Source organism: Desulfuromonas carbonis (assembly GCF_054658035.1).
The window spans coordinates 945,326-966,419 of the sequence record NZ_BAAHXR010000002.1; the positions used below are offsets into that span (position 1 = coordinate 945,326).

At 61.8% G+C, this 21,094-nt stretch carries 18 protein-coding genes and 2 riboswitches; of the genes, 16 read left to right on the forward strand and 2 right to left on the reverse strand.

What is annotated here, in order from left to right; translation table 11 throughout:
- Positions 1 to 64 precede the first annotated feature (64 nt).
- The 16 genes from ACYQ8E_RS06790 (at position 65) to ACYQ8E_RS06865 (ending at position 19,296) form a co-directional block, all read left to right on the forward strand.
- Complete coding sequence (locus ACYQ8E_RS06790; protein ID WP_231875332.1) at positions 65 to 1,069, forward strand: AAA family ATPase; 1,005 nt, start codon at positions 65 to 67, stop codon at positions 1,067 to 1,069.
- Between the two features lie 6 nt (positions 1,070 to 1,075).
- On the forward strand, positions 1,076 to 1,933 hold the full coding sequence (locus ACYQ8E_RS06795; protein ID WP_066727783.1) for a DUF58 domain-containing protein: 858 nt from the start codon (positions 1,076 to 1,078) through the stop codon (positions 1,931 to 1,933).
- On the forward strand, positions 1,930 to 2,610 hold the full coding sequence (locus tag ACYQ8E_RS06800) for a hypothetical protein (RefSeq protein ID WP_066727784.1): 681 nt from the start codon (positions 1,930 to 1,932) through the stop codon (positions 2,608 to 2,610). Before ACYQ8E_RS06795 ends, ACYQ8E_RS06800 begins: the two co-directional genes overlap by 4 nt.
- Complete coding sequence (locus tag ACYQ8E_RS06805) at positions 2,607 to 3,566, forward strand: VWA domain-containing protein (RefSeq protein ID WP_066727785.1); 960 nt, start codon at positions 2,607 to 2,609, stop codon at positions 3,564 to 3,566. Before ACYQ8E_RS06800 ends, ACYQ8E_RS06805 begins: the two co-directional genes overlap by 4 nt.
- Positions 3,563 to 4,924, forward strand: coding sequence for a vWA domain-containing protein (locus tag ACYQ8E_RS06810; RefSeq protein ID WP_066727786.1), 1,362 nt, complete (start codon positions 3,563 to 3,565; stop codon positions 4,922 to 4,924). Before ACYQ8E_RS06805 ends, ACYQ8E_RS06810 begins: the two co-directional genes overlap by 4 nt.
- Entirely contained in the window at positions 4,921 to 6,057 is a 1,137-nt protein-coding gene (locus tag ACYQ8E_RS06815) for a hypothetical protein (protein WP_157471885.1), read from the forward strand. The genes ACYQ8E_RS06810 and ACYQ8E_RS06815 overlap by 4 nt, the downstream gene beginning before the upstream one ends.
- Positions 6,057 to 6,797, forward strand: coding sequence for an outer membrane protein assembly factor BamD (locus ACYQ8E_RS06820; protein WP_066727788.1), 741 nt, complete (start codon positions 6,057 to 6,059; stop codon positions 6,795 to 6,797). The genes ACYQ8E_RS06815 and ACYQ8E_RS06820 overlap by 1 nt, the downstream gene beginning before the upstream one ends.
- Positions 6,798 to 7,177: 380 nt before the next feature.
- Positions 7,178 to 8,773: a succinyl-CoA:acetate CoA-transferase ScpC gene (gene scpC, locus ACYQ8E_RS06825; RefSeq protein ID WP_066727789.1), complete on the forward strand. Its 1,596-nt coding sequence runs from the start codon at positions 7,178 to 7,180 to the stop codon at positions 8,771 to 8,773.
- A 449-nt stretch (positions 8,774 to 9,222) separates the two neighbouring features.
- Entirely contained in the window at positions 9,223 to 10,596 is a 1,374-nt protein-coding gene (locus tag ACYQ8E_RS06830) for a sigma-54-dependent transcriptional regulator (protein ID WP_066727790.1), read from the forward strand.
- Between the two features lie 351 nt (positions 10,597 to 10,947).
- A complete protein-coding gene (locus ACYQ8E_RS06835; RefSeq protein ID WP_066727791.1) occupies positions 10,948 to 12,360 on the forward strand; it encodes a sigma-54 dependent transcriptional regulator in 1,413 nt (470 codons plus the stop codon).
- Positions 12,361 to 12,787: 427 nt separating this feature from the next.
- Positions 12,788 to 12,878, forward strand: a riboswitch (cyclic di-GMP riboswitch).
- Between the two features lie 145 nt (positions 12,879 to 13,023).
- Positions 13,024 to 13,464 carry a spore coat protein U domain-containing protein gene (locus ACYQ8E_RS06840; protein WP_459859992.1) on the forward strand — a complete coding sequence of 147 codons (441 nt, stop codon included), beginning with the start codon at positions 13,024 to 13,026 and terminating at the stop codon, positions 13,462 to 13,464.
- A gap of 106 nt (positions 13,465 to 13,570) precedes the next feature.
- A complete protein-coding gene (locus tag ACYQ8E_RS06845; protein WP_082820336.1) occupies positions 13,571 to 14,086 on the forward strand; it encodes a spore coat protein U domain-containing protein in 516 nt (171 codons plus the stop codon).
- A gap of 76 nt (positions 14,087 to 14,162) precedes the next feature.
- Positions 14,163 to 14,939, forward strand: coding sequence for a fimbrial biogenesis chaperone (locus ACYQ8E_RS06850; protein WP_459859994.1), 777 nt, complete (start codon positions 14,163 to 14,165; stop codon positions 14,937 to 14,939).
- Complete coding sequence (locus ACYQ8E_RS06855) at positions 14,908 to 17,862, forward strand: fimbria/pilus outer membrane usher protein (protein ID WP_459859996.1); 2,955 nt, start codon at positions 14,908 to 14,910, stop codon at positions 17,860 to 17,862. Before ACYQ8E_RS06850 ends, ACYQ8E_RS06855 begins: the two co-directional genes overlap by 32 nt.
- 44 nt (positions 17,863 to 17,906) lie before the next feature.
- A complete protein-coding gene (locus ACYQ8E_RS06860) occupies positions 17,907 to 18,383 on the forward strand; it encodes a Csu type fimbrial protein (protein WP_066727796.1) in 477 nt (158 codons plus the stop codon).
- Between the two features lie 352 nt (positions 18,384 to 18,735).
- Positions 18,736 to 18,836: riboswitch (cyclic di-GMP riboswitch) on the forward strand.
- Between the two features lie 13 nt (positions 18,837 to 18,849).
- Positions 18,850 to 19,296, forward strand: coding sequence for a hypothetical protein (locus tag ACYQ8E_RS06865; RefSeq protein ID WP_066727797.1), 447 nt, complete (start codon positions 18,850 to 18,852; stop codon positions 19,294 to 19,296).
- Positions 19,297 to 19,388: 92 nt separating this feature from the next.
- On the opposite strand, the gene ACYQ8E_RS06870 is transcribed toward ACYQ8E_RS06865, so the two are convergent.
- Both ACYQ8E_RS06870 and xerC read right to left on the reverse strand, forming a co-directional pair.
- Positions 19,389 to 19,991 carry a peroxiredoxin gene (locus ACYQ8E_RS06870; RefSeq protein ID WP_066727798.1) on the reverse strand — a complete coding sequence of 201 codons (603 nt, stop codon included), beginning with the start codon at positions 19,989 to 19,991 and terminating at the stop codon, positions 19,389 to 19,391.
- Between the two features lie 85 nt (positions 19,992 to 20,076).
- Positions 20,077 to 20,994: a tyrosine recombinase XerC gene (gene xerC / locus ACYQ8E_RS06875; RefSeq protein ID WP_066727799.1), complete on the reverse strand. Its 918-nt coding sequence runs from the start codon at positions 20,992 to 20,994 to the stop codon at positions 20,077 to 20,079.
- Positions 20,995 to 21,094: the final 100 nt, after the last annotated feature.

The window sequence follows — 21,094 nt, forward strand, 5'->3', positions numbered from 1 at the left end:
CCGAGAGCAGCTGTCTATACTCGGATAACCGGCCGCCGGCCGCGCTTTCATCCCGGGAGGAACCGTGCCGATCCCCACCCCGAGCCAGCAAGTGACCGACAAGGAGCGCGACATCACGCGCCTGAGCGCCTTTGTCGAACCGCTCTTCCATGAAATGGGCAAGCAGATCGTCGGCCAGCGCGAGCTGGTCGAGGCCTTGCTGATCGGCCTGCTCAGCTCCGGCCATGTTCTCATCGAGGGTCTTCCCGGCCTCGCCAAGACCCGCACCGTAAAGACCCTGGCCAGCGCCCTCGCCCTCGATTCCGGGCGCATCCAGTTCACTCCCGATCTCCTCCCGTCGGACCTGCTCGGGGCGCCCGTTTACCATCCCGGCAGTGGCGCTTTCAGCGTGCGCCGCGGTCCGATTTTCACCCACCTCCTCCTCGCCGACGAAATCAACCGTGCCCCGGCCAAGGTCCAGTCGGCGCTGCTGGAGGCGATGGAAGAGCAGCAGGTGACTATCGGCGACGAATCGCTCCCCCTCCCCGAGCCGTTCCTGGTTCTCGCGACCCAGAACCCTCTCGACCACGAAGGAACCTACCCCCTCCCCGAGGCGCAGCTCGACCGCTTCATGCTCAAGGCCCTGGTCGGCTACCCGAGCCGCCGCGAAGAGGAAGAGATCCTCGCCACCATCGAGGAGGCGTCCTGCCGCCCGGTGCTGCCGGTCCTCGCCGCGGCCGAGCTGGCGGCGGCCCGTGCGGCAGTACGTGAGATCTTCCTGGCGCCTTCGCTGCGAGGTTACATTCTCGACCTGGTCGCCGCGACCCGGAACCCGGCCACCAGCGGCCTCGCCGAACTGGCGCCGTTCCTCGAGCATGGCGTCTCTCCCCGCGGCGCCATTTTCCTCGCCCGCGCGGCCCGCGCTCACGCTTTTCTCGCGCACCGTTCCTATGTCGTTCCCGACGATATCCTGAAGGTCCTGCCGCTGGTCTTCCGCCATCGCCTGGTGCTCTCCTTCCAGGCCGTCGCCGAAGGGGTCGATGCCGACCAGCTGCTGGAACGGGTCGCCTGCCACATCCCGCCGCCCTGAGGTTCGATGACCACTCCCGCCGATCTGCGCGCCCTGGTCCGGCGCCTGGAGCTGCACTCCCGCCGCCTGCTCGACACGCCGCTGGCCGGTGATTATCGCAGCCGGATGCGCGGCCGCGGGATGGAATTCGCCGCTCTGCGCCCCTACGAGGCCGGCGACGACCCGCGCGCCATCGACCCCTTCGCCTCGGCCCGCAGCGGTCGTTTGCACGTCCGCCTGCAGCAGGAAGAGCGGGCACGGGAAATTGTGCTGCTGGCCGACCTCTCCCAATCCTGTACTCCCGCCAAACGGGAGCTGTTGACCGAAACCGTGGCCCTGCTCGGAGCGGTCGCCGTCAACCACCGGGACCGGGTCGGTTTGATCGCCTTCTCCGACCGCATCGAACTGCTGGTTCCAGCTAGCGGCGGCTGGCCGCACCTGCGCCGGCTGCTCGCTGAGCTGCTCGCCTGCCGACCAGCCGGGAGCGGCACCGACCTCGCCCTCCCCTTTGCCACCGCCGCCCGGCTGCAACGGCGTAGCAGCCTCTGTTTCGTTCTCTCCGACTTCCACGCCCCCTGGCCAGCCACGGCCATCGACCGTTGCCACCTCCGTCACGACCTTTTGGCCCTGGTCCTGCGCGACCCCCGCGAGCGCGACTGGCCGGCGGGTGGCATACTCCGGGTCGGTGACGCCGAAGCGGGCCGGCACGGGCTGCTCGACCTGCACAGTCGCCAGCGCCGGGGCATCGTCACTGCCTGGCAGGAATGCGACCGCACCCTGGCGGCCCGATTCAGCCAGCGTGCCATCGACCATGTTTTTCTGCAGAGCGGCACCCCCCCATTGGCGGCCCTGCGCGAGCTCTTCCAGCGCCGGAGGCGAACATGAAGCGGTTCTGCCTCCTCGGTCTTGGCTGGCTCCTCCTCACCGCGGCAGGACCTACTCCGCAACTCAATCCACCCCGGCCCCGGCTCGGTGAGCCCTTCGTCGCCAGCTACCCTCTCCCGGAACCGGGTCTGAGGCTGACGGGGCTACCGGCGCTCCCCCCCCTCGAACTCCTCGCCCCGCCCCACACCAAGGATGGCGAACTGCGCCTCTACCTGGTGGCGATGCGACCCGGCCCGGTGCGAATTCCCACGCTGCTGCTCGAAAGTCAAACCGGCACCCGGGTCGAGACAGCAGCCGTCGAACTCCAGGTCGCCAGCGGCCTGGCCAGCGACAGCGCGATCGCGCCTTTCAAATCCTTGCCCTCCCCGCCGCCAGCCCCGGCAAGTCGCTGGTGGCCCCTGTGCTTCCTGCTCCTCCTCGCCGGTAGCCTGGCGCTGCCGCTCCTGCGCCGGCGGTTGCGGCGCCCGCAAACCGGGCCCCCCGGCGATGCCGAGGAGCTGCTTCTCACCCGGCTGCAGCGGCAACTCGAGGCTGCGCCCGGCGAGGAGGACCCGGCCTGGCGGCAATTGCACGAGGAACTGCTACGGTTGCGTTTTGCCCCAGGTCCCCGTCCGCCGCAAGCGGTCGCGCACCTCGCCGAAAAAATAGCGCTGCAGACCGGGGGGGCAGCGCCATGAATTTCGCTTTCGAACAACCGGCCTTGCTCTGGGCCCTCCCCCTCGCCCTGCTGCCGCTCCTGCCGCGCCGGGTGCGGACCGTGCCGATCTCCACGCTGGATCACCTGGCCGCCGCCGGCCGCAGCTGGCGGACCCGGCTGGCGGCGCTGGAACCGGTGGTGGCGCTGGCAACTCTGCTGCTGCTCATCCTCGCCCTTGCCGGGCCGGTTGCGTTCACGGAGAACCAGCGGGTGATCCGCCGCGGCATCGACCTGATGCTCGTCCTCGACATTTCGGCGAGCATGGGGGCCGCCGACATCCCGCCGGACCGGCTCAGCGTCGCCCGCGCTGCCGCCGCCGAATTCATCGCCGGCAGAAGCAACGACCGGGTCGGCGTCGTCCTCTTCGCCGGCATCCCCTACCTGCTGGCACCGCCGACCCTGGAGCGGGCGCCGCTGTTGGCTCGTCTCGCCGCCATCGAGCCCGATCGCCAGGGGAGCGGCACCGCCGTTGGCGACGCCCTCGCCGCTGCGGCGGCACGGCTGGCCGGCTCGGATGCGGCCAGCCGCGCCGTGATCCTGCTGACCGACGGCAGCAACAACCGCGGCCACCTGACCCCCGTGGCGGCGGCCCGGGCCGCGGCGGCCCTCGGCATCCGCATCTACAGCATCGGCTACGGAACCAGCAGCGGCGCCCCCGTCCCCCTCGCCAGTCCGGCCCCGCTGTTGCGGGAGAGCCTTCATCCCGAACCGCTGCGCGAGATTGCCCGCCTTACCGGCGGCCGTTATTTCCCGGCGAGCGACGCGTCGACGCTGCGGGAAGTCTACCGCCAGATCGACGCCCTCGAGACCAGCCCGCTGGAGACCAGGGTAGAACGGCGCGCCACCCCCCTGGCGCCGGCGCTGGCCCTTGCCGCCGCCCTGCTGCTGGGGCTCGAACTCCTCCTCTGGCGCTGCTGGCTGCGGAGGGTGCCATGACAGGGCTGCTGCTCCTTCTGATTGCGGCCCTGCTGCTGTTGGCGGAACGACGCAGTCGCCGGCTGCTGCGCTATTGCCGGTTGCAACCCCGTACCCTGCCACGGCTGGCCGGGGATGCCTGCGCCCTGGTCGCTCTCGGTCTGCTCCTGTTCAGCAGCAGCAAGGTTCCGCAGGGGGAAACAAGAACTGCCGATCTGGCGATCGCCATCGCGGTCGATGTCTCGGCCAGCATGACCGCCACCGATCTCCTCCCCTCGCGCCTCGACCGGGCCCGGGCCGAGATCGCGGCCCTGCTGACGGCCCTTCCCGGCGCACGCTTCGCCCTGCTCCCCTTTGCCGGCGAAGCGGTCCTGCAGGTGCCACTGACCAGCGATACCCGCGCCCTCGGCTTCTTCCTTTCGGGGCTGGACAGCAGCACCGTCAGCGCTCCCGGATCGGCGCCCCAGGAAGCTCTGCTAGCAGCCCGCCAGGCCCTGGCCGATGCCGGCGGCGTTCGGGCGATCGTTCTCTTCAGCGACTTCGAGCGCACTCACCCCGAGCCGCCCCCTCCCCTGCCCCGGGACCTCCCTGTCTACCTGGTCCCCCTCGCGACGACGACCGGCGCCACCGTTCCCGGGCACAGCTTGCGCGGAAAACCGGCCACCAGTCGCCTCGATCGACCGGGTCTGGTCGAATTTGCCCGGGATTGCGCCGCCAGCATTGTCGAGTTGCCCGGGACCGGCCTGGCCGCGGAGGGTCTGGCCGCCCGCCTGCGACCATTGGGGTCATCCCCGGGCTCCGCCCCCCCGGTCCCCTGGCTGGTTCTCGCCCTGGCGTTGCTGCTGGCCCGCCAGCTTCCCGGTCTCCCGGGCTGGCGACCGCAAGCTGCCGCCGGCCTCCTCGCCCTGCTGGTTTTCGCCGCCTGCTCCCCGGCCCAGGAAGAACCACCGGGTCGCGACGATTTTTCCCGCGGCGTGAGCGCGGCCGCCGCCAGGGACTATCCGGGGGCGGCTGCAGCCTTTGCCGCCGCTGCAGCGAGCCTGGAGGGAGAGGAGCGGGGAATCGCTCTCTATAACAGCGGCAGTGCACTGCTGCAGGGCGGTCAGGCGCCGGCGGCGCTCCCGCTCCTGGAGGAGGCGCTGCTCCTCCTCCCCGGCGACGCCGAGGTCCGTCGCAACTTCGCCCTGGCGCTGCGGGAGGCCGGCGACCAGGCCGGCGCCGGGGTCGGCGAGGAAATGCCATCCCGCCCCGACCATGGCGCTGACGGTTTTTCTGCCGAGCAGGCCCTGCAACTGCTGGAAGCGGTCCGCCCCGCCCCCGGGGCGCCGCCGACCGCCACCGGCAGGGTCTTCGAACGCCGCCCGGAAAAGGACTGGTGATGGCGCGCCTGCTCTTTTGCCTGTTGCTCCTGGTCCTTGGTGCGGCTCCGGTTCCCGGGAGTGCGAGCACCGAATCCCCCCGGGTCCGCTTGCTCGCCTCCAATCCGCTCCCCTATCTCGGTGAGGAGCTGATCCTGACCCTGGAGTTTGCGTACCAGCAGCGCCCCCCGGGAAACCTCACGCTGGTCTGGCCACTCCTCGACCGCTTTGCCATCGAAGAGCTCCCGCCTAGCCGGCCGCGACGGGTCGCGGTGGCGGGAGAAGCCGCCGAAATCATCGAAAGCCAGCGCCTGCTGCTGCGTCCCCTGGCTGCGGGACCGGTGCTGCTGCAAGGGGGCGGGGTACGTCTGGCGGATGGCCGCCTGCTGGCCGCCCCGGACCTCCCCTTGCGGGTCCGCCCCCTCCCCGGCGCCGGTCGCCCACCCGGCTTCCGAAGCCCCCCCGGTGCGATCGACCTTACCCTCGAAGCGGCCGGCGCCGGGCTGCGCGAAATCAGCATCTCGCTGCGGGGGAACGCCTGGCTGCAGGGGTTCGCGGTGCCGACCGCCACTCCGCCCCGGGGCGGACGGTTGATCCCCCTCGGCGAGGAAATGGCCGGGGTCCCGGGGGGACCGCGGAGCCGCACCTTCCGCTACCTTTACGATCCGGGCGCCGATCCCCGGGCCCTGCCCTCGGTCGACCTGACCATTTTCGACCCCGGCCACAGCCAATACCGGCAACTGCACGCCGGCCGCCAAAATAGCGGAAGGAGCTTCCCCGTTATTCCTGTCGCCCTCAGCCTCCTGATCCTCTTCGGCCTGGCCCGTCACCAGCTGCGCCGCCGCCGCAGCCTCGCGACCCTGTTGCGCCAGCTCCTCGGTCGCTCACCGCAAGGACTGACCAGCGCAAGGATCCGGCAGGAGCTGGCCGCCCGCGGCGCGGCTCCGGCAACGGTCGCGCTGTGGGAAGCCTGGCGCAGGGCCGAGGACGAGGAGCGCTTTGCACCAACCCCGTGCGGCGACAAGGCACGGCGCCTTAGGTTGCGCTCCCTTCTGCGCCGGGCGCTCGCAAATGACATTGACAAACGCCGGGGGTTCCCTTACCTTCAACAGGTTCGAAACCGTGAAATTCCCACCCAAGAGGTCATGCGCTGATGTCGTTGCCACGCCTTTCGCTCCTGCTGTTGCTCCTCTTTCTCGCCGCCTGCAGTTCGACCATCGTTCCGCCACCCAAGTCTGCCGCCACCTATTTCCAGGAGGGGGAGAACTACTTCGACAAGGGACTCTATGACGAAGCGGTTACGGCCTGGGAAAAAGTCCGTGACAGCTACTATTCCCCGGAACTCAATGTGCTGGCCGAGATGAAAATCGCCGAGGCCTACTACCTCGGCGAACGCTACGTCGAGGCGGCGACCGCCTACGAGGATTTTCTCAAGCAGCACCCGGACCATGAACGGACCGAGGAAGCCATCTACCGGCTCGGCATGTCCTACTATCACCAGATTCTCTCCGCCGATCGCGATCAGACGGCAACCCGTAATGCCCTGGTGACCTTCGAAACCTTCCTCAAGCGCTTCCCCAAATCGAACCGCAGCGAGGAGGTCGCCGTCTTTGCCAGCCGCTGCCGTGACCGCCTCGCCGAACACGAGCTCTACGTCGGGCGGTTTTACCTGCGCACCGGTCATCCGGAGGCGACCATCGGCAGACTGCAAGCCCTGCTCAAGGATTACCCCAACTTCATCGGCCGCGACTCGGCCTGGTTTTTTCTCGGCAAGGCCTACCTGGAGACTGGCAAGCGGGACCAGGCGGTCATCGCATTCAATACCCTTTACCGCGATTTTCCGGAGAGCGAATATATCCTTCAGGCGCAGAAATACGTGGAAAAGAAATTCTGAGAAACTTCCAACCAGGAGCTTGCGGCGGCCCCTGAATGGAACCCAAATTTCCGAAATTTTTCTTTTGTTTTCAAATATTTGCTACTCTTGTGGGCCACCCTGCCCGGCACCCTTTTTTGCTTGACTTGATGTTTACGGCATTATATAAAAGTCGTCACTGTTATAACGGAATTCTATTCAACCAGACGAGGACTTCCCTTTCCCCACCCGTTCTCGTTTGCCACAATCCACAGAGGGCAAAACTTTCCATTGAATTAAAGTGACTTACAGCAAAACAAGGTTCAGCTGAAAAGTGCTTGACCTTGTTTTACTTTTTTACCCCCCGTTTCGGGACGCACCCATTTCGTGCGCCACCGACATATTACAGTAGGAGGAGAGAGATGGCCGATTACGGTACCCTGAAAGATCGCGTTCGCTGCAAGTCCCTGCTCAACAAGGTGATGACCCCCGAGGAGACGGTCCCCTTCTTCAAGTCCGGCATGAACCTCGGCTGGTCCGGCTTCACCCCCGCCGGGTACCCCAAGGTGGTGCCCATCGCCCTGGCCGACCACGTCGAGAAGAACAACCTGCAGGGGAAGATGAAGTTCAATCTCTTCATCGGCGCCTCGGTTGGCGCCGAGACCGAAGACCGCTGGGCAACCCTCGACATGATCGACCGCCGCTGGCCCTACCAGACCGGCAAGAACATCGCCAAGGGGATCAACGAGGGGCGCATCCGCATGGGTGACAAGCACCTCTCCCTCTTTGCCCAGGATCTCGGCTACGGCTTCTACACCAAGGACTCCCCTACCGGAAAGCTCGACCTCGCCATCATCGAAGTCTCGGCGATCACCGAAGACGGCGGCCTGGTGCCGACCAGCTCCTGCGGCGTCATTCCGGAAATCCTGATGGTCTGCGACAAGGTCATCGTCGAGGTCAACACCGGACAGCCCTCCTTCGAAGGGATCCATGACCTGGTTTCCTGCAACAACCCGCCGAATCGCCAGATCCTCGGCATCACCAAGGCCGGCGAGCGCATCGGCTCCACCTCGATCCCCTGCGACCCGAGCAAGATCATCGCCGTCGTCGAATCGAAGCTGCGCGACAAGGGGCGCGCCTTCACCGACATGGATGCGACCTCGGAAGCGATCGCCGCCAACATCATCGACTTCTTCTCCAACGAAGTGAAGGCCGGGCGCCTGCCGAAAAACCTGCTGCCGCTGCAGTCGGGCGTCGGCTCCATCGCCAACGCCGTCGTCGGCGGCCTCGCCAAGGGTCCCTTCTACAACCTCAGCGTCTACACCGAGGTGCTGCAGGACACCATGCTCGACCTCTTCGACTCCGGTCGTCTCGACAGCGCTTCCTCCTGCTCCCTCTCCCTCTCCGAGAACCCGGGCTTTCCGCGCTTCTTCGAGAACTGGGACAAGTACTTCAGCAAGATCACCCTGCGCCCCCTGTCGATCTCCAACGCGCCGGAGCCGATCCGCCGTCTCGGGTGTATCGCCATGAACACCCCGGTCGAGATCGACATGTACGCCCACGCCAACTCGACCCTGGTCGGCGGCACCCGCATGATCAACGGCCTCGGCGGTTCGGGCGACTTTTTGCGCAACGGCTTCCTGAAGATCATGCACACCCCGTCGAGCCGTCCGAGCAAAACCGACCCGACCGGCATCTCCTGCGTCGTGCCGCACTGCTCGCACATCGACCATACCGAGCATGACCTCGACTGCGTCGTCACAGAGCAGGGTCTCGCCGATTGCCGCGGTCTGGCACCGAAGGATCGCGCCAAGCTGATCATCGAGAAGTGCGCGCACCCGGACTACAAGGACCAGCTCAACGAGTACCTGGCGATTGCCAGCAAGGATTGCCTCTCCCGTGGCGTCGGCCACGAGCCGCAGCTGTGGGACCGCGCCTTCAAGATGCACCTCAATCTCGAGCGCAACGGCACCATGAAGCTGAAAAACTGGGACGTCAAAGTCGATCTCTGCGAATAGTTCGACTGCACCACTTCATCATCCAGACAAAATACCCCCCGGGAAACCGGGGGGTATTTTGTCTGGATTTCAAATCAGAGCGGACCGGGTTTCTCCTTGACTCCAATCCGCTTTCGTCCTTAAATAGCCACTTGTAACGGCGTGGTGTTGTTCACGCTGAGCAGAGCCAACCCAAGGGAACCCGGAGGTCAGGCACCCCACAACGACCCAACCGGAGGGGACTGCACAAGAGAGGAGATGCCCCAGCCAGGAAGGACGCGGGCAGGCCCATGGAGGTGGGGCGCACATTCAAACGGCCGGAGCAGTGTTTTTTTTGCTAGGGCACCCCAATTCTGTTCTTGCTTCCACGATCACTCACCCGCCGCGACCCTGCATCCGAAACAGCTTCACGACCGCCATCCACCCGCCACCTACATTAGATGAGAATGAACGCCTTAAAGCATTTGACATTGCTGTTTGTTGAAGACCAGAATTTGCTGCGCCATGCCCTGGCAGACCTTCTGGCGCCCCATTTCGGCAAGCTGCTTCTGGCGGCTAACGGCCGCGAGGCCCTGGAGATTTTTCAGCGGGAAAACCCGGACCTGGTGCTGACCGACATCATCATGCCGGAAATGGATGGCATCACGCTGACCGAAGAACTCAGCCAACTCAGTCCTGAAACCCCCGTCATTTTCTACAGCGCCTTCTCCGATGTTCCTAATCTGCTGCGCGGGATCGAACTGGGCGTGGCAGGCTTTGTACCCAAACCCTGCGATGACGAAAAGCTGCTGACCACCCTTCAAAAAGCAGCCCTGCCAATACTGCAGAAACGGCAGCTGTCCGAACTCAAAGAAGATTTGCAGCTGTCGCTAGAACAGATGCTCGGCAAAGGGTCAAAGCTGAAAGCCATCGCCGCGCAGGTCCGCCGCATCGCCCGCAGCCATTACGCCGTCCTCATCCAGGGGGAAACCGGAACCGGGAAATCGCTACTGGCCTCGATGATTCACAATCTCAGCTCGCGTTCCGACAAACCCTTCGTTACCGTACAATTGGGGGCCATTCCCGAGTCCCTGGTCGCTGCTGAACTTTTCGGCCATGAAAAGGGTGCCTTCACCGGCGCTGAGAAAAAACGCGAGGGCCGCATCAACGCCGCCCAAGGGGGGACGCTCTTTCTCGATGATATCGATGCGGCCCCGCCGGCGATACAAGCCATGCTGCTTCAGCTGGTTGAGGAAAAAAGCTATCACCCCCTCGGCAGCGCCCACAAAGCCCACGCCGACATCCGCATCATTGTTGCCAGCAACAAGGACCTGGCAGCCGCAGCCGCGGCCGGGACTTTCCGCCAGGATCTTTATTACCGCCTTGCGACCTTCATGATCGAGATGCCCCCCTTGCGCGCCATTCCTGAGGATATCCCCGTGCTGGCATCAAAGTTCCTGATTGAGGCATGTCACGAAATCGGCAGAACCCCGCCGGAGTTTTCCGACGATGCCATGACCGCCTTGCGCGAACATCCCTGGCCGGGGAATATCCGGGAGCTGCGCAACGTCATCAAGAATGCTGCTGTCATGGCGGACGACCTGATCTCCTGCGCCATCTTGCAGGGGATTTCGACCAAGCCCGATCCGGGCGTCAAGCCGGCTGCGGTGCAGGAGAAAGGCCTCGACGCCTTCCCCGAAGGACTCCCACTTAAGATGGCGGAAGTGGAAAAGTGGGCGCTGAAGCGGGCCCTGGCGGCGGCCAATGGGAAAAAGATGGTGGCCGCGCAACTTCTGGACATGAATTACTACACCTTCCGGCGTCGCCTGGCACGTTACGGCATTGATGAGGAAGCTGAAAGTTGATCTGTTCGGGTATCCATGGACCCCAGGGCCAGAAACTAACCCTATAGAGTTTTCGTTCAGCCTTTTGCAAAAAGAGGAAATTGATTGTTCCCTGGAACGGCTTTCCCGGGCGATACCGCAGAAGGGGGCCTGCTATTTCCAGCTCTCGCCGCATCTAATGCTGTCCTGATAATTCCAAACGATTTCTGCGCGACACCAGCACAATGCATGGGTGAATTTCATGTAATTTTGGCGACTTGGACGAAAGTACACGCAACAGCCGGCACGGGCTCTCTCACCTTTCATTGACACCCCCTACCTGGGGTGCCATACTTTCCACCACCTTCCCCCTTCCCTTACCGTGAGTTCCGCATGCTCGAAGCGCTACGCAGTGTGCTGCTGGCCGAAAGTAACCAGCAGGACCGCGAAGAACTTGCCGGCATGATCCGCAAGGAGATCGACTGCGTCGTCTACGAAGCGGACAATTCGGCCGAGGCGCTTAACATTCTCGCCAATGAAACCGTCTGCGTCCTTGTCATCGGCATTCTCCCCCCGGACCAGGATGAGACGAACCTCCTGAAAACCGTGCTCAGGCAGTATTCCCAAGTGCTTGTCATTCCGGTGGTTCCCCTGGGAAACCAGGAGGCCATCGTCGCGGCGCTCAAGGTTGGCTGCTTTACCTACCTAAATCATCCTTACCACTTCACCGAGGGGGTCATTGCCGTCGCCAGGGCCCTCTACTTCTACGATCTGCTGATTCACCAGGAAAAGCGCGGCCCAAAAATCCGTAAAACCGACGGCTTCTACGGTATGATCGGAGACTCGCCAAAAATGCACGTTGTCTACCAACTGATCGAAAAGGTTGCCGAGGACGGGCTCAGCACTGTCCTGATCCAGGGGGAAAGCGGCACCGGCAAGGAGTTGGTGGCACGAGCGATCCACGCTCATAGCCGGCGCCGATTGAAAAATTTTGTCCCTGTCAATTGCGCCGCCATCCCCGAGGATCTTTTGGAGAGCGAGCTCTTCGGCCACCACAAAGGAGCCTTTACCGGCGCGATTCAATCGAAAATCGGGCGAATCCAGTATGCAGAAGGAGGCACTCTCTTTCTCGACGAAATTGGCGACATGTCCCCCTCCCTGCAGGCCAAGTTGCTGCGGGTGGTGCAGGAGAAATCGTTCGTCCCAATCGGCGGTCTGGAACAGGTGCCGGTCGATGTACGCATCATCGCAGCCACCCATCGCGACCTGGAAGCAATGGTCGCGGATGGAGACTTTCGCGAGGATCTCTTCTACCGACTGAGCGTCGTCCCCCTTTCGCTCCCGCCCTTGCGCGAACGCCGGGAGGACATTCCCCTGCTGGTGGAAAAATTCGTCCAGATATTTAATCGGAATCGTCCGAACCGCTTGCAAGAAATCAAACCTGCGGCCCTCGCGGCGCTGGTCGAATATCCCTGGCCGGGAAATGTCCGCGAGTTGGAAAATCTGGTTCAGCGCCTGGTCGTGCTGCATGGAGGGCGATCTATCGGCGTTGCCGAGCTTCCCGACAAGTACTCCCCGTCCCGGCAATCAGACTCCCCGCCCAATACGCAGACAACGACAGCGGTTCTGGCCCACCCCTTCGGTCCCGAGGGAGTCGATTTTGACGCCTTGGTCCAGGACTTCGAGGACCGCCTTATCCTGCACGCCCTCCAGCTCAGCAATGGCAACAAGAAAGAGGCGGCGCGGTTGCTCCGGTTGAACCGGACGACCCTGCTGGCCAAGATGAACAAAAAAGGGTTGCGGTAAACCTGAATCCGTTGGGGGGTGCGGGATTTCAATCGTGGAGACTTGACGACAAGTCATTGCGTGCAGCGAATGCCAGAGGATAGCGAACGCGTTTAACACAATCACCTTCCTGCTCGACCTCCTTCAGGGTGCCCTGAAAATGGGCTGAAAAGTCAGCCGGAAGTGAACGAGCCCCCCAGGTATCTATTTTGAGTATCCAAAATGGATACCTATACACTTTTTACTCCCCCCCCCTGAACCCTCCAACCACCTGGAATCAGGTCATAGCAATGCTGGCACGCTGTATGCTATATACCAATGCACAGGCAACTAAAGGCCGTAAAAAATTAAATCGCAAAAACAGGCCTTTAGCTTGGCGGATTGAATTTTTGGGTATTGACTTTCTCCTGACACTATGCGATGCTCCGCTAATTATAACCAATTTAGTCTCCGATACTGGCAAAGCCGGAGAAATCCGGTGACGCAAAGCCACGGGTCCTCGGTCATCGAAAGATGGCACGGATCGCCGGGTTGCCGAAGAGACGGGTGACGCAAGTTCCCGTTACTTCTGCGCGCCCGTCTTCGGCAACAGCTGAAGACGGGCGCTTTTTGTTTAGCCCATATACGCCTGAATCGACAGGCTCAAACAGGGATCATCCCACAAACCACAGAATGGAGGAACACATGAAAACGATGAAACTGGCAGCATTGGCTCTGGCCCTCACCGGGATTTTCGCGGCGGGGAATGCAATGGCGGCAAGCCAGAACGCTACCGTTGACGTTAGCGCGACGGTTTTGGCAACCTGCAAGGTCAACAGCGGCGGCGCTCTGGATTTCGGCACCCTCGATCCGGTCAACGACACTGGCACCAAGAGCGCCACGGCCACCAGCCCTTCGATCACCTGCACCAGTGGCGCCTCCTTCACCGTGGGCGACAACAGCGACACCTACCTGCTCACCGACGGCACCAACAGCTTCTCCTACAGCATGACCTTCCCGGCTAGCGGCACCGGCACCGGTACTGCCCAGGCCCTTGCCATCACGGGTTCGGTTGCCGCTACCGATTACGCTTCGGCGCCGGCCGGCGCCTACACCGACACCGTTACCCTTACCATTACCTATTGATCATGGCTCTTCCAGGCCCGGCGGCTGTCGCAACAGTCGCCGGGCTTAGGAAAACCTCCCGTCTTCGACGAAAGGCGGATCGAAGGACAGGCAACTGCAAATTGATATGAGATTTTCACAAATGGTGACGCTGCGACTCAAAAAACTGCTGCTCTTTGGCCTCGCGACAGCGCTGCTGTTTGCTCCCGGCAGCCTTGCCTGGGCTGCCCCCGTCACCGTCGCCATCTCCGCTACCATCCTCTCCAAAAGCAACTGCCAGTTCCAAACGACCAACGCCGCCCTGAACTTCGGCACCCTTGACCCCACCAACCCGGTGAACAAAACGGTCAACGCCATCCCTCCCGTCACTTACACCTGCCGCGGCAGTGCGCCCGTGGCGACTTTTCTTATCAGCGACGACGACGGTCTCTACGAACTCGGGCCTAACGGCAACCGGATGCGGCACGCCACCGCCCTGACTGCCTTTTTGCCCTATAGCCTGTCCCTGAGCCCGGCAACCGGCAGTGTCGCCAAAAACACTACCCAGACACTGACCGTCACCGGCACCATTTTGGGAACAGACTACCAGACCGCTATTGCCGGGAGCTATTCGGACCAGGTAACCCTGACCATCACCCCGTAGCGATGTGGTGAAACTCAGCAATTAAAAACCCACGAAACAATTGCAAAAGCAGGCCGGATGGGGTAGATTCGCCAGCATGAAACCAAGCTTCCTCGACCATGTCCGCTCCGGCAAGCCCCAACTCTGCATCATCCTGGGGATGGTCCTGTTGTTTGCCTCGCAGGCCTTCTGTGGGGAGTGGCGGGTCATTCCCATCCGCCTCGATTTCGACCAGAGAACCCGCAGCGGCGTAATCACCGTCACGAACGACGGCGAGCAGAAAATCAGCTTCGATATCAGTGCCCTGGCCTGGACTCAGGACGCCGAAGGTAAGGACCAGTACGCGGCTACCGATGAGGTGATTTTCTTCCCCAAGCTCCTCACCATCGGCGCCCATGAAGAGCGGGTCATCCGGGTCGGCATCAAAGCGCCCGCCATCCTCCAGGAGAAGACATATCGTCTCTTCATCCGCGAGCAGGCGGCACCCCAAGATGCCAAAGGGTCAACCGTCGCTATCGCAATTCAATTCGCGGTGCCCATCTTCTCTGCACCGGCGAAAACCATTGCCGAAGGGAAGATCGTCGACAAAGGGATCGTTAATGGCCTGGCCACGATCTTACTGAAAAATACCGGGAACGTTCATTTTCGTGTCACGGATGTAGCGCTCTCCGGCAAAGACGTTTCTGGTGACGAATTATTTTCCAAGGATCTTCCCGGCTGGTATCTTTTGCCCGGAACCTCCCACAGCTACGCGGCCCCAATTCCCAAGCAGGACTGTGAACGGCTCCGGAATCTCGACATCCTCTTGACAACCGACAAGTTCCAACTCACCGACAGGATCGATGTCGATTCAGCCATGTGTACCGCGAATTAAGAATAATGGGCGCCACTGGCTCCCCTGCATCGCCCTGACCCTGCTGGCCAGCCTCACGCTCGGTCTGTTTTTTCCCTCCTCCTCGCTCGCCGACCAGACCATCATTGTTTCGCTGACCCTGAATCAACAGATCAAGGGTGATATTTTCGTCATTTTTCGGGATGACGGGGACTTCCTTGTCAGGGCTGCCGATCTTCACGACGCCGGATTCCGCAGTCTCCCGGGGGTAAAACTGTTGGTGGATGGGGACACCTACGTTTCCCTGAAATCCCTGGCGGAAGTGACATATCATTTCGATCAAGCCACCCTTACGCTCGGAGTCACTGCCCCACCAGAACTTTTACCCAGGACGGCAATCGACCTCAGCCCCGCCCGGCGCACTGACATTCTTTATCCCCACGACAACAGTATCTTTCTCAACTATGGCCTCGATTATTCGGCTGGCGGCAACAACCTGGCCTTCAGCGGGATGTCCGTTAGCAACGAACTTGGCGTGCGTTACAACGACCTGCTGCTGATCAACGACTCCCAGTACTCCGAAACCCCCGACAATTCCAACTTCGTCCGACTCAATACCAACCTGACCTGGGACGACCACGCCACGTTGCGGCGGATGGTGGGCGGCGACTTCTACGCAACCTCCGGGAACCTCGGCAGCAGGGTGCAGCTGGGTGGCCTGAGCATCTCCAAGCAATACAGTATCGATCCATACTTCATCCTCTATCCGCTGTTCGATTTCAGCGGCCTGGTGTCACTCCCCTCGACCGTCGACCTCTACGTGAATGGCATCCGGGTCCACTCCGAGAACTTCGCGCCCGGGGCATTCGAACTGCGCAATTTTCAAGGGATCGGCGGAGCACAGAATGTGGAGGTGGTGATCCGCGACGCGTTGGGACGCGAGCAGCGAATCGCCGCTCCTTTCTATTTCACCAGCCAACTGCTGCGTCGTGGCCTGAATGAATACAGCTACAACCTGGGCTTCATGCGTCAGGAATTCGGGCAGGTGAGCAACCACTACGCGGATTTGGTTTTCAGCGGTTTTCACCGCTACGGCGTGACGGACCGTCTCAGTCTGGGGCTGCGTGGCGAAGCAAAGAACGGCCTGTTGAACCTGGGGGGCGAATCGGCCCTGACTGTGGGTGGGTTTGGGCTTTTGCATTTTGAAGTCGCCGGAAGCACGGGTGAGGGGAATTCGGGCAGCGCAGGACTGATCAGCTACGAGTACCAAAGCCCGCGGGTTCGAATCCATTTGTCCCTGCAAAAGTTTTCCGGGGGCTACAGGACGCTCGATGACACCGAAAGCGGATCCCGGCGCGAGTTGAATCTGCGGGCGGGCATCGTCTATTCGACGCAACAATTCGGCTCCTTCGGCGTCGATTTTTCCCGTGCAACGGTTTTCAACGGCACTGACCAACAGGTGACTAACTTTTCCTGGTCGCGGTTGTTGTGGCGCAATGTTTATGTCCTCGCCTCCATGCGTCAGGTCCGCGATCCCCGTACTTCCTACGAAGCGGCCCTTAACCTTTCCTGGTATTTCGATAAGGGCTATTCCTTCACAAGCTCGGTGCAGCACGAAAACGGAAGAAGCAGTCAGGTTATCGAGGCCCGCAACACCATCCCGCTCGGTGAAGGTAGCGGCTGGGACCTCCGTGGCGAGCATTCGGGGGATTCCTATTTACTGAATGCCACCGCCCAACACAACGCCCGCTATGCCAGCCTGCGCGGCGATTTCACTTTGGACGACAGTGCCGCAGCTACCACCAAGGACTTGCGACTCTCACTTTATGGGGCCCTCGTTCACATAGGCGATACCTTCGCCCCGACCCGCCCGGTAAGAGACAGTTTTTCCCTCGTCAGTGTCGGAGAAGCCGAAGGGGTCAGGGTCTACACTAACGGCCAGTTGGCAGGGCGAACCAACATCCATGGTAAAGCTGTCATCCCCGATCTAACCTCTTATTACGATAACCAGGTTGCAATCGAAGACACGGACATCCCTATCGACTACCTGATGCCGCGTGTACGCCTCTTCGTTTCCCCCCCCCTGCGCAGCGGCTCCTGCCTCAACTTTCCCCTGCGCCGCTATCAGGCCTTCACCGGCACCCTGCTGCGGGATGAAGCCAGCGGCGAGCCATTGGCCAACGCGGAGTTGATTCTTGCCGCACCGGACGGCCCGGTCGATTTCTGGACCGGGGGAGACGGCGAATTCTATTTCGACAGCCAGATGGCGACGGTCGATAGCAACCGCTACCAGGGGTGCGATGCTCTGGAGCAGGGCCCCGGCGAATTTCTCCCCGCCGGCAGCTACGGGGTCACGGTCAAACTGGAGAATGAAACCTATCAGGCCCAGGTGACCATCCCGACCAGCACCGGCGAAACCGTTGACCTTGGGAAGCTGGTCTGCCGCAGGATCGCTTTGGGAAAACCTGTCGCGGTGGGGCCTGCCACTTTGGCGCCTCCAATCAACGTGAGCCCAACTCCACCATCAGGAGCACCGCCTGCCGTCGAGGCGGAAAACATCCTTGAGAAAGAACCACTCCCGCCGTCACCAGTGACACCAGAAGTGCGTCCGGAGCCGATTCCCGACCGGGTCGTCCTCCAATTTCCTTTTGATCGTTCCCGCCCCTTCCCGCAGGAGTGGGAAAAGCTGCAGCCCATGGTTCGATATTTGCAATCTCATTCGGGAATGAAGCTGGAAATCGTTGGTTATACCTGCAGCCGGGGAACCGAGGCTTACAATCTCAGGCTCGGCCGGCGGCGCGCCGAATCTGTTCGCGACTATCTGTTCAACGCGGGTGTCGAAGCAGGGCAAATCTTGCGCGTCGTCAGCCGTGGGGAGGCAAACCCCCTCTGCTCCGAATCCACCCCAGGTTGCCAGATTCGAAACCGTCGGGTGGTGATGACGGTGGTAGCCGGGGAGGAATAGTGTTAGGTTTAACGGGCGTACGATAACGTTTCGGAGGTCAGGACATGATGCGCATACTTTTCATTACCCTGGGACTGTTTTTGACGTTGCTGAGCGCTGCGCCCGAAGCTCTCGCCTTTAAATGTAATGTCATGGCCACCGGGCTCAATTTCGGCAGCTACGATGTGTTCGACAATGTCGCCAAGGATACCACCGGCGCCATAACCGTCACCTGCAATGCCCCGGAACAAAATCCCAACGCCCCGCTCCCGGTCACGGTTTCCCTCAGCCCCGGCAATTCCGGGACCTTCGCGCAACGCCAGCTTCGGGGGACGGGGAACACCCCGCTCGTTTACAATCTCTTTACCAATGCGGCTTGTTCCACCATCTGGGGCGACGGCTCCGGTTCATCGAGCATCATCAGCGGCAATGTAACCAGAACTTCACCCTTGACGGCAACGATCTACGGCAGAATCCCCCCCCGCCAGAACGTTGCCGCCGGTAGTTACAGCGACCTCATCACGGTAACCATTCAGTGGTAACGTCTATGGCCTCTCCCCGGGAGGAAAAGTGTCAAATTATTGATTCCGCGTCAAAATTACAACCACCCTGTAGCAGCCAACGAACTGCTCTAGGATTCGTATCCCCGTATATTATCAGCAAGTTACCAGCTCCCCGCCGGGACTGACGATCCAACCTTCCCCAATCCTTCGATCCTTCCCTGCCAAGTTATTGACTCTCCATATTTTTTCTTCCCTGTTTTCAACAACTTGAGGCTTGGCACAACAATCGCAGCTTACACTGATCAAGAGCCCTGCAAGGTTCATGGATCCAGGAAAGGCAAAACGAAAACGACCAGCCTTTCCCCGATCACCGTAAAAGGGCTGCACACTTCAGCGACAACGGCAAACCCGGAGAAATCCGGCGACGCAAAGCCACGGGTCCTCGTCAACCTGAACATTGGTGCAGGTGGAACGGATAGCCGGGTTACCGAAGGGAGTGACAATCATGAAACTTCTCGTCACTGTAATTCTGGCACTTGCCATCCTCAGCCCCTGGGCCGCGACGGTACAGGCGTCCTCCAGCAGCAGCGCCATCGTACAGGTCCAGGCCGTTATCCGCCCCTGGATCAAGTTCTCGGCCAATCAGCCTATGACCAGCTACGAAGTGACCAGTGAAGACATCCGTCGCGGCTACATTGATTTGCCCCAGGCCCTGACCTTCAGTGTTCAGACCAACATCCGCGATGCCATCCGCTTCGAAATCAGCAGCGGTGGTCCGGAACAGATCCTGGTCAAAGATGGTCAATCCGCCCTGTCGGAGGCTGTCCATGTTGTCGGCACCCTGCCATCGGTTGCAGTGACACGTAACCTCGACATGCGTGTCGTCCTTGCCGAAGGAACCCAGGAAGGGACCTACCCACTGATGATCGCCATGGCGCCGATCGCCTACTGATCGACCACATCGCCCAGCCGAAAGAAAGAGAGCGCCATCCTGTGCGGGACGGCGCTCTCTTTCTTTCGTTCTTTCGGCTGCAGAAATCTTTTTCAGAGACTCCCGGCCTTCTTGCTCAGATAGCTGGCGACACCTTCGGCGTTCGGCTTCATCCCCTCATCCCCCTTGTTCCATCCCGCCGGGCAGACCTCCCCGTACTTCTCGGTGAACTGCAGGGCGTCGACCATGCGCAGCATCTCGTCAACGTTACGACCAAGGGGGAGATCGTTGACGACCTGGTGACGAACGATCCCCTTCTCATCGATGAGGAAGGAGCCGCGATAGGCAACCCCGGCATCACCGAACTCGACATCGTAAGCGCGGCAGATCTCGTGCTTGACGTCGGCGACCAGCGGGTACTTGACGGCGCCGATACCGCCATCCTCGACCGGCGTATTGCGCCAGGCGACGTGGGTGAACTGGGAATCGATGGAGCAGCCGATAACCTGCACGCCACGTTCCTCGAATTCCTGGATCCGGCGGCTGAAAGCAATCAGCTCGGTGGGGCAGACAAAGGTGAAGTCAAGGGGATAGAAGAAGAGGACGATGTATTTGCCGTGGTAATCGGCGAGGGAGAAATCCCCCTTGATGGTACCATCGGGCAGGACCGCTGCAGCCGTGAACTCGGGGGCTTTCTTGCCAACCAGAACGCTCATTGTACTACTCCTTTCAGGGGGTTGAATCGGTTGTCAGTGTTCAAATTGGCACCAGTTTACCGATTGCTCCGGAGGTGTCAAGGAATTACTGACCGTTTTTGTCTTTTTTTATCCGGCTGCGCGGATGGGCGTCGTCGTAGACCCGGGCGAGGTGCTCGATGCTGACCTGAGTGTACTTCTGGGTGGTGGAAAGGGAGGCGTGGCCGAGCAGTTCCTGGATCGCGCGCAAGTCGGCGCCGCCCCCGAGCAGGTGGGTGGCAAAAGAGTGGCGCAGGGAATGGGGGGTCGCCTCCTTGAGGATGCCGGCCTGCAGCAGCCGGACCTTGAGATTGCGCTGGACGCTGCGGGGGGTGAGCCGGCCGCCGCGGTGGTTGATGAAGAGGGGCGCATCGAGGGGCGCCGGGCCGCGGGCATCGAGATAGTCACGCAGCGCCTCCCGCGCCTTGCGACCAACCGGGACGATCCGCTCCTTGCGCCCCTTGCCGACGACCCGGACCAGGCCGGCCGCAAGATCGAGCCCCTGGATGTCGAGCCCGGTCAGTTCGCTCACGCGCAGGCCGCAGGAATAGAGGGTCTCGACGATCGCGCGGTCGCGCAGACCGAGGAGGTGGTCACCGCCGTCCCGTTCCATCAGGGCGAAGGCCTCGTCGACGGAGAGGGTTTTGGGCAGATACTTCTCCGCCCTCGGCGTCCCGACCAGTTCGCCGGGGTTGACCTCGAGGAGACCTTCGCGAACCAGGTAGCGGAAGAAGGTGCGCAGCGCCGCCAGTTTCCGGCCGATAGTCGAGCGCTTGCAACTGCGGTGCAGCAGGGCCAGGTAACGGCGCAGGACGATCTGATCGACGCGCCGCAACAGCGCGGCGTCCACTTCTTCCCATTTCAGCTCGTGATGTAGAAAGGCATTGAACCCGAGCAGGTCGCGGCGATAGGCATCGAGGGTATGGGGTGAGACGTTCCGTTCGACGCTCAGGTGCTGGGTAAAGCGTTCCAACAGGCGGTCCACAGATAGCTCCCGGTTGAGGTTGGGCGGGTCTGCCGGAATTATGGCATTCTCGCGCCGGCGGCACAAGAGGCGGGGGGACGATTGACGACCCCGGCCTGGC